We start from the raw sequence: 16,554 nt of genomic DNA, 5'->3' as shown, positions 1-16,554 counted from the left end.
ATCCTGGCCGTCTCGGCGCCGGCTTCTCGGGCCGGCCATCCGCCCTGTCTAGCAGATCGGCGGTGCCGACCGCCAACCCAATCCTGCAAGCCGGCTGCGGAAGGCCGCACGCACCGTCCGATTCCGCACCCGCCGATCGACCGGGCTCGGAGCTTCCCGTCAGTGGCCTCCGCCGCCGCTCGCCCCGGGACTCGGCCTCCGGATCACGGGAACCGCACAGGCCATCGCCAGGAACAGGATTGTGAGCGCCAGGAACACATCCTCGAAGGCCATCACGAGGCCCTGGATCCGCACCGTGTTGGTCATGGCCTTCAGCGCCATGTCGGATGCGGCGCTGCCATAGGCGTCGAAGCCGCGCTGCATCGTGTCGAGGCGCTCCACCGCGGCCGTGCTCGCCCAGGTGAAGCGCTCGTGCAGCCGCGTGAGGTGGAGGTCCCACCGGTCGTTGAGGATCGTATTGATCAGCGCGAGACCGACCGCACCGCCGAGGTTGCGAGTCAGGTTGAAGAGCCCCGACGCGTTCTTCATCCGCGCCGGCGGCAACGTCCCCAGGGCGATGTTGTTGATCGGGATCATGCACAGCATCAGCGAGCAGCCGCGCAGCACCTGCGGCAACAGCAGCTCGTAGAAGTCCCAGTCCTTGGTCAGGCCGGTGACGATCCACGTGCCGCAGGCGAAGCCGACGAAGCCCACGCCCATCATGATGCGCGGATCGACCTTGCCGGAGAGCCGCCCGGCGATCGGGGCGGTGGCGAACATGCACAGGCCCGAGACGAACATCGTCTCGCCGATCATCAGCGCCGAGTAGCCGCGGACCCGGGCGAGGTAGACCGGGTAGATGTAGGTCAGCCCGTAGAGGCCGATGCCCAGCACGAAGCTCGCCACGCAGCCGCTGGCGAAGTTCCGGTCCGAGAAGGCCCTGAGATCGACGATCGGCTGCTTCGCCGTGAAGACCCGCCAGAAGAACAGCAGCGCCGAGGTTCCGCAGACGATTGCGCAGGCGAAGACCGCCTCGTCCTGCAGCCAGTCGTGGTTCGGCCCCTCCTCCAGCACGTATTCGAGGCAGCCGAGGAAGCCGGCCATGAAGGCGAGCCCGGCCCAGTCGAACGATTTGATCAGGCCGTAATTGGGCTCGTCGAAATCGACCAGGATCCAGGTCGAGACCGTCACGAAGATGCCCGGCACGACGTTGATCAGGAACAGCCAGTGCCACGACAGGAGGTCGGTCAGGTAGCCGCCCACCGTCGGCCCGATCGTCGGCGCCAGCGTCGCCACGAGACCGATCATCGGCGAGACGATGGTCCGCTTCGAGGGCGGGAAGATCGTGAAGGCCGCCGCGAAGACGGTGGGGATCATGCCGCCGCCGATGAAGCCCTGGAGCGCCCGCCAGACGATCATCTCGCCGATCGACGAGGAGGTGGCGCACATCAGGCTCATCGCCGTGAAGCCGCCCGCCGAGATGGCGAACATCCACCGCGTCGAGAGCACCCGCGACAGGGTGCCGGAGAGCGGGATCGAGATGACCTCCGCGATGAGATAGCTGGTCTGGACCCAGGGGATCTCGTCGCCGGAGGCCGAGAGGCCGGCCTGGATCTCGTTCAGGGAGGCCGAGACGATCTGGATGTCCAGGATCGCCATGAACATCCCGAAGACCATGCAGACGAACGCCACCATGCGGCGGCGGTCGAGGGGCGGCTCGGCGGCGCCGGCCGGCGCTCCCGGCGCGAGGGCTGCAGTGGCGGCCATGGCCGGTCTCAGCGGCTCGCGGTGCTGATCGGACGCGCGACCGAAGCCCGGTCCAGGACGGAACGGTCCGCGCCGGCGCGGGTATCGACCCGTACCACCACCGACAGGCCCGGCCGCAGCAGGCCTTCGCGAGCGACGTCCTCGGGCACGCGCACCCGCACGGGCAGGCGCTGGACGATCTTGGTGAAGTTCCCCGTCGCATTGTCAGGGGGAAGCAGGCTGAACACCGAGCCGGAGGCCGGCGAGAACGATTCCACGACGGCGTGGATCTCGCGGTCCGGATAGGCGTCGACCGTGACCGTCACCGGCTGGCCGGGACGCATGCGCTCGACCTGGGTCTCTTTGAAGTTCGCGTCGATCCGCACGCTCTGGAGCGGCACCAGCGCGGCGATTCGGGTCCCCGGCCCGACATAGGCGCCGGCCTCGACGGCCTTGTTGCCCACCACCCCGTCGAAAGGTGCGCGGATCTCCGTGAAGGCGAGGTCGCGGCGAGCCCGATCGACGGCGGTCCGGAGTTCCGCCGCGAGGCTCTGGGCCTCGCGTTTCTGCGCCTGCAGGACATCGACATTGGCGCGGGCCGCCACCAAGCCGGCCTCCATGGCCTTGACGGAAGCCTCGGTGCGGTCGCGGTCGGCGCGGGTCTGATCGATGCGCGACTTGGCGACATAATCCGCCTGCATCTGCGTCGCCCGGGTGAAATCGGCCTGGGCGCGGACTGCGTCGGCGCGGGTCGCGTCGAGTTGCGCGGCGGCCTGGGCGACCTGCGCCTGGGCGGCCTCGGCCTGCCGGGCGATCCGTGCGATCGTGCTCTCCTGCGTGGCGAGCTTGTCCTGAGCCGCCTGCAGCGCGAGGCGGTAATCGCCGTCGTCGAGCTTGGCGATGACGTCGCCCTTCCTGACCGCGAGACCGTTCACCACCGGGACGGATTCCAAGTAGCCGGAGACCTTGGCGGCGAGCACCGAGATATCGGCCTGGACATAGGCGTCGTCGGTGGAGACGAAGAACCGCCCGACGGACCACCATTGCCATCCCTGGTAGGCTCCGCCGCCCAGCGCAGCCGCGAGCAGGGCGAGCAGGACGAGCCTCTTCAAGGGACGCTTGCGGGCCGGACTTGTCCCGGCCGCGGCGGGACTCGGTGCGGACACCGCAACGGGGACGGGCGCTGGCGAAGCGGGCTGCTCGGCGCGCTCCTCGTCACTCGTGGCGATACGGGCTTCAAGACCGGTATCGAGCCGATCGGGGTCCTCGCGCAGGGACATGTCAGCGCCTCGAGATCAATGACCGAACCGTTCGGTCAATAACGAGGCACGACTTGACGCGCCCCCGAAGAAGCCACAGGTTATTTTGACCGAACGGTTCGGTCAAGCGTGGCGGCGTCACGGGCGCGGAGCGGAATGATGGCTCAGGGTGCGGTACTGGAACGGGGTCAGGCCCAGCACGAGGGCGACAAGCGTCAGCAGATTCTCGAGGGCGCGCGGACGGTCTTCCTGGCGGCGGGATTCGACGGCGCAAGCATGGGCGAGATTGCCCGTACGGCCGGAGTCTCCAAGGGCACGCTCTACGTCTATTTCGAGAACAAGGAAGACTTGTTCGAGGCGCTGATCATCCAGGAGAAGAGCAGCCTCGCCGAGGCCCTGTTCACCCTCGACGCGGACGATCCGGATGTCACAGCCGTGCTGACGCGTCTCGGCACCAGCTTTCTCGCCGAGATGTGCCGGCCGCAGCACGTGTCGGTGGTACGGATGGTGATCGGCGCCTGCGAGAAGTTCCCGCGCTTCGGGCAAGTCTTCTACGAAGCGGGACCCGCCTGCGGCGTCGACCGCCTCTCGCGCTATCTGGACGCGCAGGTCCAGGCGGGACGCTTGGTGGTCGCCGATACCGAACTCGCTGCCCGGCACTTCCTCCACCTCTGCCAGGCGGGGCTGCTGACGCGCCTGCTGTTCGCGGCGGGCGGCATCGCCGGCGAGGCCGAGATGCGCCATCAGGTCGACGCGGCGGTGCGGGTGTTCCTGGCCGGCTACGGCCCCACGCGCTGAGCCGGAGGATCAGCCGGCGGCACGCAGCTCGGGCAGGGCCTCGGCGCTCCAGATCCGTACATGCGCGTCGATGGCGAGCGCCTCGTCGACGTCGGCCGGCGCGGTGCGATACTGCGCGGCGAAGTGCGCGCAGGCGCGCTCGACCAGATCGCTGATGCCGTAGAAGCCGATCCGGCCGGCGATGAACGCCGCGACCGCGATCTCGTTGGCGGCGTTCATCACGGTCGGCGCCGCACCGCCCGCGGCCAGCGCCGCCCGGGCGATCCGCAGACAGGGAAAACGCGCCTCGTCCGCCGCCTCGAAGGTGAGCGACCCGAGCTTCACGAGGTCGAGGGGGCGGCCCCGCTGGATGGTCAGCCGGTCGCCGAGGCCGAGGCAGTGCGAGATCGGCACCCGCATGTCGGGCAGCGCCAGCTCGGCCGTCACCGCGCCGTCGAGCCAGTAGACCATGCCGTGGATCACCGATTGCGGATGCACCACGACATCGAGGCGCTCGGGCTCGATGCCGAACAGATGGTGCGCCTCGATCAGTTCGAGGCCCTTGTTCATCAGGCTCGCCGAATCGATGTTGATCTTCATGCCCATCGACCACGTCGGATGGGCGGCGGCCTCGGCCGCGGAGGCGGCGGCGATCCGCTCGCGGGTCCAGGTCCGGAACGGGCCGCCCGAGGCCGTGATCATCATGGTGCGGACATCGGCCAGCGGCCGGCCGGCGAGCGCCTGGCTCAGGGCGTCGTGCTCGGAATCCATCGGCAGGATCGTGGCGCCGTAGCGCGCCGCGTCGCGCATGAAGGCGTCGCCGGCGCAGACGAGGCTCTCCTTGTTGGCGAGCGCCACCTTGCGGCCGAGGCGGAGCGCGGCATGGGTCGACTTCAGGCCCGCAGCGCCGCTCACGGCCGCCACGACGATGTCGGCGTCCCGGGCGGCGGCCTCCATGACGGCCCCCTCCCCCGCACCGTTGGGGATTCCGGAGCCCGACAGGGCCTCGGCGAGCGCAGGGCCGGCGGATTCGTCGGCGAGCGCCGCGAACGAGGCGTTCAGCTCGCGCGCGACCTTGGCCAGGGCTACGGGATCCTTGCCGCCGACCAGGGCGCCGACGCGGAACCGGTCGGCATGCTGGGCGAGCAGGTCGGCGGTGGAGCGGCCGATCGAGCCGGTGGCGCCGAAGACTGTGACGATCTGGGTCACGGGTTCAACTCCCTCATCGTCACGCGATCAGACCGCCCCCGCGCAGGGCGAGATAGAGAGCCGCCAGCACGGCGACCGCGAAGAAACCGTCGAGCCGGTCCATGACGCCGCCATGGCCCGGGATGATCTTTCCGGAATCCTTCACGCCGTAATGGCGCTTGAGACCGGATTCGATCAGGTCCCCCGCCTGGCTCAGGACGGAGGCCAGCGCACTCACGCCCGCCACCACCGGCAGGGAGGCGGCACTGGGCAGGGTCATCCCGGCGAGGTCGGCGACCACCGGAACGAGCGTGCCGGCCGCGACCGCTCCGACGAGGCCGCCGAGGGCGCCCGACCAGGTCTTGTTGGGCGAGACCCGGGGCATCAGCTTGGGGCCGCCGATCTTCCGGCCGGCGAAATAGGCGGCGATGTCGGTGGACCAGACCACCGCGAACATCCAGGCCGGACCGACGAGCCCGATGGCGGGATCGTCGCGCAGGGCCACGGGCACCGCCGCGATAGCGGCGGCGCCAAGCACGCCCACGAAGGCGCGAAAGCGTCCCCGGCCGGTCCGCGCCACCGTGGCGCAAGCGGCGGCGCCGAGCAGAAGGACCGCGAGGCAGGCCGGCGTCGGGGCGCCGCCGCGCTGGCAGAGCAGCAGCGCGCCCAGCGTCGCCGCACCCAGCGCGATCAGAACCTCGCGGGGCTCGGTGCGGCTCATCACCATCCACTCGGCGAAGCCGACGATGCCGGCGGCGAGCCAGATCCCCGCGAAGGGCCAGCCGCCATAGACCAGGGCGGCCAGCACGCCGGCCCCGAGCACGACGCCCGAGGCGACGCGCAGCCACAGCTCGCGCCGCCCCGAGGGACGCGCGGCCGGTGCGGCGGCGGAGGTCACGCGCGTCCCGTCCTTCGCCTCAGACCTGCATGATCTCCTTCTCCTTGGAGGCCAGCACACCGTCGATCTCGGCGATGTACTGGTCGGTCGCCTTCTGCACGTCGGCGGCCTGGCGCTTCTCGTCATCCTCCGAGATGGCGCTGTCCTTCAGGAGCTTCTTGAGATGATCGAGCCCGTCCCGGCGGACGTGGCGCACGGCGACGCGGGCCTCCTCGGTGTACTTGTGGGCGACCTTGACCATCTCCTTGCGGCGCTGCTCGTTCATCTCGGGGATGCGGAGCCGGATGGTCTGCCCCTCCGTCTGCGGGTTGAGGCCGAGGTCGGATTCGCGGATCGCCTTCTCGACGGCCGTAACCATGCTGCGGTCCCAGACCGAGATCGACAGGAGCCGGGGCTCCGGCACGCTGACGGTGGCGACCTGCGCCATCGGCATCATCGCGCCGTAGGCGTCGACCTGGATCGGATCGACGAGCGACGGCGTGGCGCGCCCGGTGCGCAGCGAGCCGAGATCCTTCGAGAGCGAGGCGACGGCGCCCTGCATCCGGCGCTTGATGTCGTTGAGATCGAATTCCGGTGTGGCCATGAGGGTCGTCCCGAGACGTCTGACGGTATCTTGAGCCCGGCGCGGGCAATCGCGGCCTCAATGGACGAATTTTTTCAGGGCCGCAAACCGTCTTCCGGTCGGGACGAGTACAGGCAGGGGGAGTCGATGGGATGGGCCGGCGCGTCGCCCACCGTCATTCCGGGGCGCCGGGGGCGAGCCCGGACCCGAAGGGACACGCCGGAGGCGGGCGACCCAGAAACACAGACGGCGCCTTGCTTTGACTTGTCGGCGCGTCCGGATCCCGGGCTCCGCTGCGCGGCCCCGGGAGGCCGAGGTGGCCTGCAGGCACCGGACCGAGGTCGGACGCAGGGGTCGCCCCGTCTAGGGTGCCACGAGGGTCGAGGGCGCCTCGCCCGACAGGATCGCGGCGATCGAACTCGGCGGGTGCAGCGATCCGACGAGGATCGACAGCTTGCTCTCCCGGGCCAGCGCGAAGGCGGCGGTGTCCATCACCTTGAGATCTCGGGCGATGGCCTCGTCGTGGGTGATGCGGTCGTAGCGTGTGGCGCTCGGGTCCTTCTTCGGGTCAGCCGAGTAGACCCCGTCGACCTGCGTCGCCTTCAGCACCGCGTCACAGCGGAGTTCCGCGGCGCGCAGGACGGCGGCGGTGTCGGTGGTGAAGAACGGGTTGCCGGTGCCTCCGGCCAGGACAACCACCTGACCCTTGTCGAGGTGATGCAGCGCCGGCTGCCGGGCGTAGGTCTCGCAGATGGTCGGCATCGATACCGCTGACATGGTTCGCGCCTGGACGCCGGCCGCGTTCAGCGCCGTCTCGATCGCCAGCGAGTTCATGACCGTGGCCATCATGCCGAGCGAGTCGCCGGTGGCCCGGTCGATCCAGCCGGCCGCCGAGATCCGGGCCCCGCGGATCATGTTGCCGCCGCCGACCACGATGGCGATCTCTGCGCCCGCCTCGATCGTGCGGGCGATGTCCTCGGCCAGTCCCGCCAGGGTTGGCGGGTGCAACCAGTACCCGTCCGGAGCGGCCAGAGCCTCACCCGACAGCTTCAGCAATATCCGGCGAAACGGCGTCGTATCCGGCATCGGGGTTCCCGGCTCCATCCCGCATCGCGCAAACCGGGGAGGCTTCTACGTCAGGCGCGGGAGCCGCGTCGAGGGGCTGAGGCCGATCAGAGGGGTGGCATCGATCGAATTGCAGCGGAGGCACGGCTTGTCGTGAGACAGGCCCCTCGCGTTCCGACGAGGCACCGGCACGATCCTGCGCGCCGGTGCCGGTTTTCAGCTGCCCGCCAGGACGCCAACGGCGCCCAGAACGGTCATGACCAGACCGGACGCGAACACGCCGATCATCAGGTAGGAGAAGGGTTTCAAAGCCATGACCCGACAATAGCGCTGCGCCGCAAACCAAGGTGTGCGGCGCAACACGACGCGTGCGGGAACGCTTTCGTGTGCCGGAAAACGAGAAGCCCCGCCCGGTAGGAGCCGGAAGGGGCTGGTCTCGGTGCAGCCCGGCGCGCCGGGCGGTCGGGACTGAACGTCAGGCGCGACCGGCCTGCTGAGCGACCTCGGTGGCGAAGTCCGGTCCCTCTTCCTTCTCGATGCCCTCGCCCAGCGCGTAGCGGACGAAGCCCGTCAGGGTCACCGGGCCGCCAACCTTGGAGCCGGCTTCCTTCAGGACCTGGCTCACCGTCTTCGAGCCATCGTGCACGAAGGGCTGCTCCAGGAGGGTGACCTCCTTGTAGTAGCTCTTCAGGCCACTCTCGATGATCTTGGCGAGGACGTGATCCGGCTTGCCGGCGTTCTTCTCGCGCAGGATGTTCGACTCGCGCTCCACCGTGGCGGCATCGACACCCGAGGCGTCCAGCGCCACCGGGTTGGTCGCCGCGACGTGCATGGCGATCTGACGGCCGAGGGCCGACAGCGCCTCGACGTCGCCCTCGGATTCAAGCGCCACGAGTACGCCGATCTTGCCGAGGCCCTCTGAGATCTGGCTGTGCACGTAGGAGGCGATCACGCCCTTCTTGACCTCGAGCTTGGCAACGCGCCGCAGGTTCATGTTCTCGCCGATCGTGGCGATCAGGGCCTGCAGCTTCTCCGAGACGGTCTCGGTGGCGCCGGGGAAATGGGCGGCCTGGAGGCCTTCCAACGTGCCGTCGGTGTTGAGCGCGATCTTGGCGGCCTCGCGGGCGAAAGCCTGGAAGGCGTCGTTGCGGGCGACGAAGTCGGTCTCGGAATTCACCTCGACGATCGCGGCATGGTGGCCCGCGGACTCGACCCCGACCAGGCCTTCGGCGGCGACGCGGCCGGCCTTCTTGGCGGCCTTGGCGAGACCCTTCTTGCGCAGCCAGTCGATGGCGGCCTCGATATCGCCCTGCGTCTCGTTGAGCGCGCCCTTGCAATCCATCATGCCGGCGCCGGTCTTCTCCCGGAGCTCCTTCACCATCGCGGCGGTGATGTTGGCCATGGCGGTCCCTTTCGTGTGGTCTGGATGCGAGAGGCCCGGCGCGCGGGTGAGCGGCCGGGCCCGGTATGCCTGGAACCGCGACGGCCCGATGACGGAGCCGCCGCGAGAATCCGATGGATCAGGCCGCGGCGGCGGCCTCGACGAAGCCGCGAGCCTGCGAGACCCACGAATCGCGGTCGATGCGGCCGTTGAGCTTCAGGTCGGCATCGACCTTGGCGACATCCTCGGGGGTCATCGCGGCGAGCTGCCAGTAATGGTAGATGCCGGCGTCGTTGAGCTTCTGCACGATCTGCGGGCCGGCGCCATTGAGCTTGGTCAGGTCGTCCGGCGCGCCGCGCGGGGCGGCGAGCAGCTCGAAATGCTCCGTCGTCTCGGCGAGCATCGCCACATCGGCCGGATCGAGGGCATCGGACTCGACCGAGACGGCCGCGTCGTCGTTGGCCGGCAGCTCCTCGGCCATCGGCTCCTCGGAGGCGCCGAGGTCCATGCCCGACGAGCCCTGCGCGCGCGAGATGCCGTCGATGGCGGCCTTGGCGATCAGGTCGCAGTAGAGCGCGATGGCGCGGCCGGCATCGTCGTTGGCCGGAACGATGTAGCTGATGCCGTCCGGGTTGCAGTTGGTGTCGACGATGGCGGCCACCGGGATGCCGAGGCGGTTCGCCTCCTTGATCGCCAGCTGCTCCTTGTTGGTGTCGATCACGAACAGCAGGTCGGGGACGCCGCCCATGTCCTTGATGCCGCCGAGCGCCTTCTCGAGCTTCTCCTTCTCACGGGAGAGCATCAGGCGCTCCTTCTTGGTCAGGCCCGGGCCGCCGGTCTCCAGCGTCTCGGTGACCTTGCGCAGGCGCGAGATCGAGCCCGAGATGGTCTTCCAGTTGGTGAGCATGCCGCCCAGCCAGCGGGAGTTGACGTAGTACTGGGCCGAGCGCTTGGCCGCCTCGGCGATCGTGTCGGCGGCCTGACGCTTGGTGCCGACGAACAGCACGCGGCCGCCCTTGGCGACGGTGTCGCTCACCGCCTGCAGCGCCTGGTGGAGCGCTGGCACGGTCTGGGCGAGATCGATGATGTGGATGTTGTTGCGGGTGCCGAAGATGTACGGCTGCATCTTCGGGTTCCAGCGGTGCGACTGGTGTCCGAAATGGGCGCCCGCCTCGAGGAGCTGACGCATAGAAAAATCGACGGCCATTCGTTTGTGCTCTCCGGTTATATCCGCCGCGGAGGGATGCAGCCGCCCGAGATTTCGGACGACCACCGGAAACGCCTCATTCAGGCATGAGGCCGGCTCCGCGTGTGGGATGGGCCGGCGCTTAGCAGAGGGCGGGTGGGAAGGCAAGGCGCGGAACGGGCCAGGATCCGGACTCGCGCCGACGGACTGGGAGCCGCTTCGTGGCGCGTCCTCGGCCGGGGCGCGGAGTCACCTGCTTCTGCGTTCCAGGCGTCCGGGAGGGGGCGGCCGACAGAACGGAATCCTTCCCGCCCCCATGCAGCGAAAGCGGACGGGGACCGGGGATCCAGCACACGAAACGGCTCACGCCGTTCCGAATACCGCGGCCACATCTTCCGCGGTCATCACACGGAAATTCCCCGCCGCCAGATCCGCCGGCAGGTCGAGGCCGCCGACACGATCCCTGTGCAGGGCCGCGACATGGTTGCCGACGGCGGCGAACATCCGACGGACCTGATGATAGCGCCCTTCCGTCAGCGTCACGGCACAATGCGTGGCATCGGCGGCGTCGAGCTGCACCGGCAGCAGCGGGCGCTCCTCGCCCTCCAGCATCAGCGCGCCCGACGCGAAGATGTCCGCCTCCTTGCCGGTCAGCGGCCGGTCGAGGGTGACGCGGTAGCGCTTTGCCACCTGGGCCTTCGGACTGATGATCCGGTGCAGCAGAGCCCCATCGTCGGTCATCAGCAGGAGGCCCGAAGTCTCCTTGTCGAGCCGCCCGACGGTGGAGAGCGGCGGGTCGCGACGGCGCCAGCGCTCGGGCAGAAGTCCGTAGACCAGCGCACCGGCCTCCTTGTGCGAGCAGGTCACGCCCAGCGGCTTGTGCAGCATGAGGCACAGGCCCGGCAGCGGATCGAGGGGCGCGCCGTCGATCGTCAGCCGGCCCGGCAGGTCCGGGTCGAGGGCGATCCGGTCGCCGGCATCGTCCAGTTCGGCGCCGTCGAGGCGGATCGCGCCGGCGCGGGTGAGGTTCTGGATCTCACGGCGCGAGCCGTAACCCAGATTGGCGAGGAGCTTGTCGAGCCGGACGGACTTTGCCGCGCTCACCGGCGCGCCTCGTAGACGCGGTAGCCGTTCGCCTGCACGGCGACGGAGACGATCCGGAACGCCTCGCGCAGGGCCGCCTCGTAGGGCAGGTGCGCGTTGGCCACGAGCCAGAGCGTGCCGCCCGGCCGCAGCACCGCGGACGCCCGCGCGATGAAGGCGCGGCCGAGGGATTGGTCCTCGGCTCCGCCTTCATGAAACGGTGGATTGGTGACGATGAAATCGAGCGGGTCCGGCACCACGCCGGGTGTCCGGACATCCGCCCAGTGGATCGTGGCCCGCGGGTCGGCGACGTTGCGGCGCGCCATCTCGACGGCCCGGCGGTCGATCTCCACCAGCGTCATCGCGGTCACCGCCTCGGACGCGAGCACCGCCCGAGACAAGATGCCCAGGCCGCAGCCGAAATCGGCGCCCCGGCCCTTCAAGGCCGGCAGGTTCGCCAGGAGCAGCGCCGTGCCGGGATCGAGCCGGTCCCACGAGAAGATGCCGGGCTGCGTGCACAGGGCGAGGTTGTCGACGTGGCGCGGACCGCCCTCGTCGATCGCCTCGGCGAGGCCGGCCGGGGCCGTCGGGCGCTCGGCCGTGCAGATCCGGTGGTGCCGGCGCGGCTGGTCGGCGGCCGCGCAGCCGAAGGTCGTCAGTTCCTTGGCCAAGCGGGTGCCGCCGCGATCCTTCGGCGCCAGGGCGACCATGCGGCCGCCCGGCCCGAGGGCGCGCAGCACCTGGGCCAGCACGTAGCGCCGCTCGACCGTTCCGGGCGGTGCGAGCACGGTGGCCGAGTCGAGGCTGTTCTCGGACAGATCCTCCAGCCGTTCGGCGCCGGGGATCAATGGGGAAAGCTGGACGGCGTCGCCGGGGACCTCGGCGAGGTCGGCCGGCGGCAGGCCGTAGACGGCATGGCGCATGAACGGTTCGGGATCTGGAGTGCCGGCTCCGGAACGCAAATCCGCGGCGGAGCGGGGTAAACCCGCACCCGACTCGGTTCATCCGGGGGGAACACCGCGTTTATACCGGAACCGGTCGGGAAGCCCAGCCTCCCGCGCGCGGCCCGGCGCGTCAGCCTCGCGGGAATTCCAGGCCCATCTCGCGGTAGCGGGCCGGATCGTCGGCCCAGTTCTCTCGCACCTTCACGTGCAGGAACAGGTGGACCTTGGCGTCGGCCGCCTCGGCGATCTCGATACGGGCCGCCTGCCCGATCGACCGGATGGTCTGGCCGCCCTTGCCGAGCACGATCGAGCGCTGGCTCTCCCGCTCGACGAAGATCGTCTGCTCGATCCGCACCGACCCGTCGGGCCGGATCTGCCACTGGTCGGTCTCGACCGTCGAGCGGTAGGGCAGCTCCTCGTGCAGCCGGTCGTAGATCTTCTCCCGGGTGATCTCGGCGGCGAGCATGCGCAGGGGCGCGTCCGAGACCTGATCCTCCGGATAGAGCCAGGGACCCGGCGGCATCCGGGCGGCCAGCGCCCGGCGCAGGTCGGCGACGCCATCGCCGTTGAGCGCCGAGATCATGAAGGTCTCGGCGAAGGGCGCGGCGGCGTTGAGCTTGGCGGCGAGATCGAGCAGCCGCTCCCGCGGGATCAGGTCGATCTTGTTGAGGATCAGCAGCTTCTCGCGCCTCACCTCGCCGAGCCGCCCGAGCACCGCCTCCACTTCGGCGTCGACACCCTTGCGCGCGTCGACCAGCAGGCAGACGGCATCGGCGTCGGAGGCGCCGCTCCAGGCCGAGTGCACCATCGCGCGGTCGAGGCGGCGCTTGGGTGCGAAGATGCCGGGTGTGTCGACCAGCACGACCTGGGCCGAGCCCTCGATGAGGATGCCCCGCACCAGGGCCCGGGTCGTCTGCACCTTGCGGGAGACGATCGAGACCTTGGTGCCGACGAGATTGTTGAGCAGGGTCGACTTGCCGGCATTCGGCACGCCGATCAGCGCGACGAAACCGGCCCGTGCGTCGGCGGGCGTACCCGGGAGCATGGACGGGTCGCGCGCGGGCTCCTGGCCCGGCCTGCCGCCAGGGCCGTCCTGCGTGTCGTGATCGTCCTGGTCGTCGTGATCGTCCTGGTCGTGCGCGTTCATGCTGTCTCCGTCGGCCCCGCATCCGCAGAGGCCCCGATTCCCTCTCGCTCCATCAACGCCCGGGCAGCGGCCTGCTCGGCGATCCGCTTCGACGTGCCGTCGCCGAGACCGGGCTCGAGGCCCTGCACCTGGACGGCGATTCGGAACCGGGGCGCGTGGTCGGGGCCGGTGCGTTCCACCACCACATAGGTGGGGATCGGCAGGCTGCGGCCCATGGCCCATTCCTGCAGGGCGGATTTGGCGTCGCGGCCCCGCGCCGCCGCCGTCGGCTCGCCCGGGTGGAAATGCGCCTCGACCACCGCCCGGGCGGCATCGAACCCGGCGTCGAGATAGATCGCACCCAGGATCGCCTCGCAGACATCGGCGAGGATCGTCTGATTGCGCCGCCCGCCGCCCATCACCTCGCCCTGGCCGAGGATCAGGTGCGGGCCGACCTCCCAGGAGGCGGCCACGACCGCGCAGGTCTCGCGCCGGACGAGGGCGGCCAGCCGCCGGGAGAGGTCGCCCTCGTCAGCCTCAGGGAAGGCGCCGTAGAGGCGATCGGCGACGGCGAGCCCGAGCACGCGGTCGCCCAGGAATTCCAGGCGCTGGTAGCTGCCGCCCCGGCCGCTGGCCTTGCTGGTATGGGTCAGGGCGCGGGTGAGCAGGTCCTGATCGGCGAAGCTGTGCCCGATCCGCTCCTCGAGTTCGCTCAGGGGCGGGCGGGGCTTGTGGGCCCGGCGGGATCGGGCATTGGCTCGGGGCTGCGCGGCGTCGTCCAAGTCCGGACCGGTCAATGGATCGTCGTGAACAGGCGCGACCAGCGCACATGGGCCGGCCAGTTCCAGACCTGCCAGGCCGGGGTGCCCTCGTCGATCGAGAAGAAGATCATCTCGGCGCGCCCGACCAGATTGGCGAAGGGCACGTAGCCGACATTGGCGAGGTCACGCGAATCGGTGGAATTGTCGCGGTTGTCGCCCATCATGAAAAAGTGACCGGGGGGGACCGTGTAAAGCTCGGTCTTGTCCCAGAACCCGTTGTCGCCATCGCGCTCGATCACCCGGTGGACCACGCCGTTGGGCAGCGTCTCCATATATTGCGGAACCTTGGTGGGTTGCCCGTAGGGATCGGTCGTCTCGTAATCGGCGATCCGCTCGCGCTTGACCGCCTTGCCGTTGATGTTGAGCACGCCGTCGATCATCTGGATCTTGTCGCCCGGCAGGCCGATCACGCGCTTGATGTAGTCGGTCGAGTTGTCCTTAGGCAGCTTGAACACCGCGATGTCGCCGCGCTTCGGGTCCGCGCCCCAGATCCGGCCGTCGGCCTGGATCGGAATGTATTCCGAAAGCGGTAGCGAGTACTTCGAATAGCCGTAGGAATATTTCGACACGAACAGGTAGTCGCCGATCAGCAGGGTCGGCACCAACGAGCCGGAGGGGATGTTGAACGGCTGGAACAGCAGCGTCCGCACCACCAGGGCGATCAGCAGCGCCTGGATGCCGACCTTCAGCGTCTCGCGGATGCTGGCCCAGGTGCCGGTCTCGGCAGGTTTCCTGAGCGGCTTGCCGTCGTAATCCACGCGCGCGTTCCGTCTTCGGTTGAGGTTCGTCGCCCGCCGCCAGCGGGGCGCGGCCCCGCCGCGCGCGGCCTGATATGCGGTTGTCCCGAGGAATGCGCCGCAATCGTGTCCGCCGTGACCGGCGGTCTAGACCATGCGCGAGCCCCCCGCAACGCGCGACCGTGGCCGGCTAATCCGCGAGGACCGCCTCAACCGGCGACAGAGACCGGCACGGCCTCAATGATCACGAAGGCTTGCGCCATCGGCGGATCGTCCGTGAGACTGACGTGCAGGCGCGCCGCGTGCCCCGCCGGCAGGAGTTCCGCGAGCCGCTCGGCCGCGCCGCCCGCGAGCCGCAGGGTCGGCTGCCCGGAGGGCAAGTTCACCACCTCCATGTCGCGCCAGAACACGCCGTCGCTGAGGCCGGTGCCGAGCGCCTTGGCGCAGGCCTCCTTGGCGGCGAAGCGCCGGGCGTAGCCCTCGGCGCGGGCGGCCCGCCGGTCGCAGCGGGCCCGCTCGCCATCGGTGAAGACCCGGTGGGTGAAGCGCTCCCCATGCCGATCCAGGGTCCGGGCGATCCGGCGGATGTCGCAGAGGTCCGATCCGATCCCGACGATCATGCCGGCCGCGCCCGATCCATGGCGGCCCGCATGTCGCGCACCGCTCGGTCGAGCCCCACGAAGATCGCGTCGGCGATCAGCGAGTGGCCGATATTCAGCTCCCGAAGCTGCGGCAGTGCCGCCACCGGGCCGACGCTGCCGAGGGTCAGCCCGTGGCCCGCGTGGATCTCGAGGCCGAGGCCGGCCCCGTGCTCCGCCGCGCGCCGGATGCGGGCGAGTTCGCGGGCTGTGCGGCTCTCATCGTCTTCGAGCGCGGCCTCACAGTAGCTGCCGGTATGCAGCTCAACCACCGGTGCCCCCAGGGCGCGGGCGGCGTCCATCACCGCCAGCTCCGGCTCGACGAACAGCGACACGCGGATGCCGGCTTCCGCGAGGGCGCGGATACGCGGCGCGAGGTGTTCGCGCCCGCCGACGATGTCGAGGCCGCCCTCGGTGGTACGCTCCTCGCGCTTCTCCGGAACGAGGCAGGCGGCGTGCGGGCGGGTGGCGAGCGCGATCGCCACCATCTCGTCGGTGGCCGCCATCTCGAAATTGAGCGGCACGGACAGGCCGCGCTTGAGCGCTTCGATGTCGGTGTCGCGGATGTGGCGCCGGTCCTCGCGGAGATGCGCGGTGATGCCGTCGGCGCCCGCCTCGACGGCGAGCAGAGCCGCCCGTACCGGGTCCGGGTAGTCTCCGCCGCGGGCGTTGCGGACGGTCGCGACGTGATCGATGTTGACGCCCAGGCGCAGTTTTTCGGAGGTCATCCGCTCGTTCGTCCCCGTGTCGGCGCAATGCGACAGGCTTACCGGGGGTTCGGAAGGCTAAGCGCGCCCTCACCCCGTGCCGGCGATATGCGGAGGATCGCGCGCGGCGGCAAGACGGGAAGGGCCGGGTGTTTCACGGTTCGTGTCGCGCTCTCTTCGCAATCGGGAGCAGCTTGACGAAGGACCGACTGCGACGACACGGATCGGGCGCCGCCCGGGTCGGCGGCGCCACGATGCAGGGATGTGGGCGGGCTCTCACGGCAAGCGACCCGGCCTGCATTTCCGGAGGGCCGGCCCGTTCAGGCGAGCCGCAGGCGCGACCGGCCGTCCTTCCGCTCCGGCAATGTGTCGAGGGCTGTCTGGACGATGGTTTTGGCATCGAGCCCGGCCTGGGCGTACATCTTCTCGGGGCTGTCGTGGTCCTGGTAGGTGTCCG

The 16,554-nt window shown here is 69.8% G+C and carries 16 protein-coding genes; 1 reads left to right on the top strand and 15 read right to left on the bottom strand.

All coding sequences use genetic code 11. From position 1 onward, the window contains the following. Window positions 1-159: 159 nt before the first annotated feature. Window positions 160-1,746 (bottom strand): DHA2 family efflux MFS transporter permease subunit, encoded by a 1,587-nt coding sequence (locus CIW48_RS12035; protein WP_149310992.1) that lies wholly within the window; start codon window positions 1,744-1,746, stop codon window positions 160-162. Between the two features lie 8 nt (window positions 1,747-1,754). Further along, window positions 1,755-3,005, bottom strand: a complete 1,251-nt coding sequence (locus tag CIW48_RS12030; RefSeq protein WP_149310991.1) for an HlyD family secretion protein — start codon at window positions 3,003-3,005, stop codon at window positions 1,755-1,757. 138 nt (window positions 3,006-3,143) lie between these two features. On the opposite strand from CIW48_RS12030, the gene CIW48_RS12025 reads away from it, so the two are divergent. After that, entirely contained in the window at window positions 3,144-3,782 is a 639-nt protein-coding gene (locus CIW48_RS12025) for a TetR/AcrR family transcriptional regulator (RefSeq protein WP_149310990.1), read from the top strand. Between the two features lie 9 nt (window positions 3,783-3,791). On the opposite strand, the gene dxr is transcribed toward CIW48_RS12025, so the two are convergent. The 13 genes from dxr to CIW48_RS11960 all read right to left on the bottom strand — a co-directional run bounded on the left by dxr (window position 3,792) and on the right by CIW48_RS11960 (window position 16,118). Then, entirely contained in the window at window positions 3,792-4,970 is a 1,179-nt protein-coding gene (dxr, locus tag CIW48_RS12020) for a 1-deoxy-D-xylulose-5-phosphate reductoisomerase (RefSeq protein WP_149310989.1), read from the bottom strand. A gap of 19 nt (window positions 4,971-4,989) precedes the next feature. Continuing rightward, window positions 4,990-5,847: a phosphatidate cytidylyltransferase gene (locus CIW48_RS12015; protein ID WP_149310988.1), complete on the bottom strand. Its 858-nt coding sequence runs from the start codon at window positions 5,845-5,847 to the stop codon at window positions 4,990-4,992. A gap of 19 nt (window positions 5,848-5,866) precedes the next feature. Then, window positions 5,867-6,430, bottom strand: coding sequence for a ribosome recycling factor (gene frr, locus CIW48_RS12010; RefSeq protein WP_149310987.1), 564 nt, complete (start codon window positions 6,428-6,430; stop codon window positions 5,867-5,869). 342 nt (window positions 6,431-6,772) lie between these two features. Beyond that, the gene (gene pyrH / locus CIW48_RS12005; RefSeq protein ID WP_149310986.1) at window positions 6,773-7,495 is read right to left on the bottom strand and encodes a UMP kinase; all 723 of its coding nucleotides are present in this window, start codon (window positions 7,493-7,495) and stop codon (window positions 6,773-6,775) included. Window positions 7,496-7,949: 454 nt separating this feature from the next. Continuing rightward, window positions 7,950-8,876 (bottom strand): translation elongation factor Ts, encoded by a 927-nt coding sequence (gene tsf, locus CIW48_RS12000; RefSeq protein ID WP_149310985.1) that lies wholly within the window; start codon window positions 8,874-8,876, stop codon window positions 7,950-7,952. A gap of 118 nt (window positions 8,877-8,994) precedes the next feature. Then, window positions 8,995-10,062 carry a 30S ribosomal protein S2 gene (locus tag CIW48_RS11995; RefSeq protein ID WP_091780903.1) on the bottom strand — a complete coding sequence of 356 codons (1,068 nt, stop codon included), beginning with the start codon at window positions 10,060-10,062 and terminating at the stop codon, window positions 8,995-8,997. 342 nt (window positions 10,063-10,404) lie between these two features. Further along, window positions 10,405-11,145, bottom strand: a complete 741-nt coding sequence (locus CIW48_RS11990; RefSeq protein WP_149310984.1) for a pseudouridine synthase — start codon at window positions 11,143-11,145, stop codon at window positions 10,405-10,407. Further along, window positions 11,142-12,047: a methyltransferase gene (locus CIW48_RS11985; RefSeq protein ID WP_149310983.1), complete on the bottom strand. Its 906-nt coding sequence runs from the start codon at window positions 12,045-12,047 to the stop codon at window positions 11,142-11,144. Before CIW48_RS11985 ends, CIW48_RS11990 begins: the two co-directional genes overlap by 4 nt. 151 nt (window positions 12,048-12,198) lie before the next feature. After that, window positions 12,199-13,215, bottom strand: a complete 1,017-nt coding sequence (gene era, locus CIW48_RS11980) for a GTPase Era (protein ID WP_149310982.1) — start codon at window positions 13,213-13,215, stop codon at window positions 12,199-12,201. Continuing rightward, a complete protein-coding gene (rnc, locus tag CIW48_RS11975) occupies window positions 13,212-13,991 on the bottom strand; it encodes a ribonuclease III (protein WP_149310981.1) in 780 nt (259 codons plus the stop codon). Before rnc ends, era begins: the two co-directional genes overlap by 4 nt. After that, entirely contained in the window at window positions 13,988-14,773 is a 786-nt protein-coding gene (gene lepB, locus CIW48_RS11970) for a signal peptidase I (RefSeq protein WP_091780884.1), read from the bottom strand. The genes rnc and lepB overlap by 4 nt, the downstream gene beginning before the upstream one ends. A 188-nt stretch (window positions 14,774-14,961) precedes the next feature. Then, entirely contained in the window at window positions 14,962-15,372 is a 411-nt protein-coding gene (gene acpS, locus CIW48_RS11965; RefSeq protein ID WP_149310980.1) for a holo-ACP synthase, read from the bottom strand. Beyond that, the gene (locus CIW48_RS11960; protein WP_149310979.1) at window positions 15,369-16,118 is read right to left on the bottom strand and encodes a pyridoxine 5'-phosphate synthase; all 750 of its coding nucleotides are present in this window, start codon (window positions 16,116-16,118) and stop codon (window positions 15,369-15,371) included. The genes acpS and CIW48_RS11960 overlap by 4 nt, the downstream gene beginning before the upstream one ends. Window positions 16,119-16,554: the final 436 nt, after the last annotated feature.

Source organism: Methylobacterium sp. P1-11 (assembly GCF_008329595.1).
Taxonomy (GTDB): domain Bacteria; phylum Pseudomonadota; class Alphaproteobacteria; order Rhizobiales; family Beijerinckiaceae; genus Methylobacterium.
The sequence above is the reverse complement of the archived record's forward strand: the minus strand, read 5'-3'. Positions and strand labels throughout refer to the sequence as shown.

What these genes read in the sequence shown, in the direction of transcription:
- frr (WP_149310987.1), bottom strand. Translation starts at nt 6,430, where the DNA reads ATGGCCACACCGGAATTCGATCTCAACGACATCAAGCGCCGGATGCAG.
- CIW48_RS12030 (WP_149310991.1), bottom strand. Translation starts at nt 3,005, where the DNA reads ATGTCCCTGCGCGAGGACCCCGATCGGCTCGATACCGGTCTTGAAGCC.
- CIW48_RS11995 (WP_091780903.1), bottom strand. Translation starts at nt 10,062, where the DNA reads ATGGCCGTCGATTTTTCTATGCGTCAGCTCCTCGAGGCGGGCGCCCAT.
- CIW48_RS12025 (WP_149310990.1), top strand. Translation starts at nt 3,144, where the DNA reads ATGGCTCAGGGTGCGGTACTGGAACGGGGTCAGGCCCAGCACGAGGGC.
- acpS (WP_149310980.1), bottom strand. Translation starts at nt 15,372, where the DNA reads ATGATCGTCGGGATCGGATCGGACCTCTGCGACATCCGCCGGATCGCC.
- CIW48_RS11960 (WP_149310979.1), bottom strand. Translation starts at nt 16,118, where the DNA reads ATGACCTCCGAAAAACTGCGCCTGGGCGTCAACATCGATCACGTCGCG.
- CIW48_RS11985 (WP_149310983.1), bottom strand. Translation starts at nt 12,047, where the DNA reads ATGCGCCATGCCGTCTACGGCCTGCCGCCGGCCGACCTCGCCGAGGTC.
- era (WP_149310982.1), bottom strand. Translation starts at nt 13,215, where the DNA reads ATGAACGCGCACGACCAGGACGATCACGACGACCAGGACGATCACGAC.
- pyrH (WP_149310986.1), bottom strand. Translation starts at nt 7,495, where the DNA reads ATGCCGGATACGACGCCGTTTCGCCGGATATTGCTGAAGCTGTCGGGT.
- CIW48_RS12035 (WP_149310992.1), bottom strand. Translation starts at nt 1,746, where the DNA reads ATGGCCGCCACTGCAGCCCTCGCGCCGGGAGCGCCGGCCGGCGCCGCC.
- tsf (WP_149310985.1), bottom strand. Translation starts at nt 8,876, where the DNA reads ATGGCCAACATCACCGCCGCGATGGTGAAGGAGCTCCGGGAGAAGACC.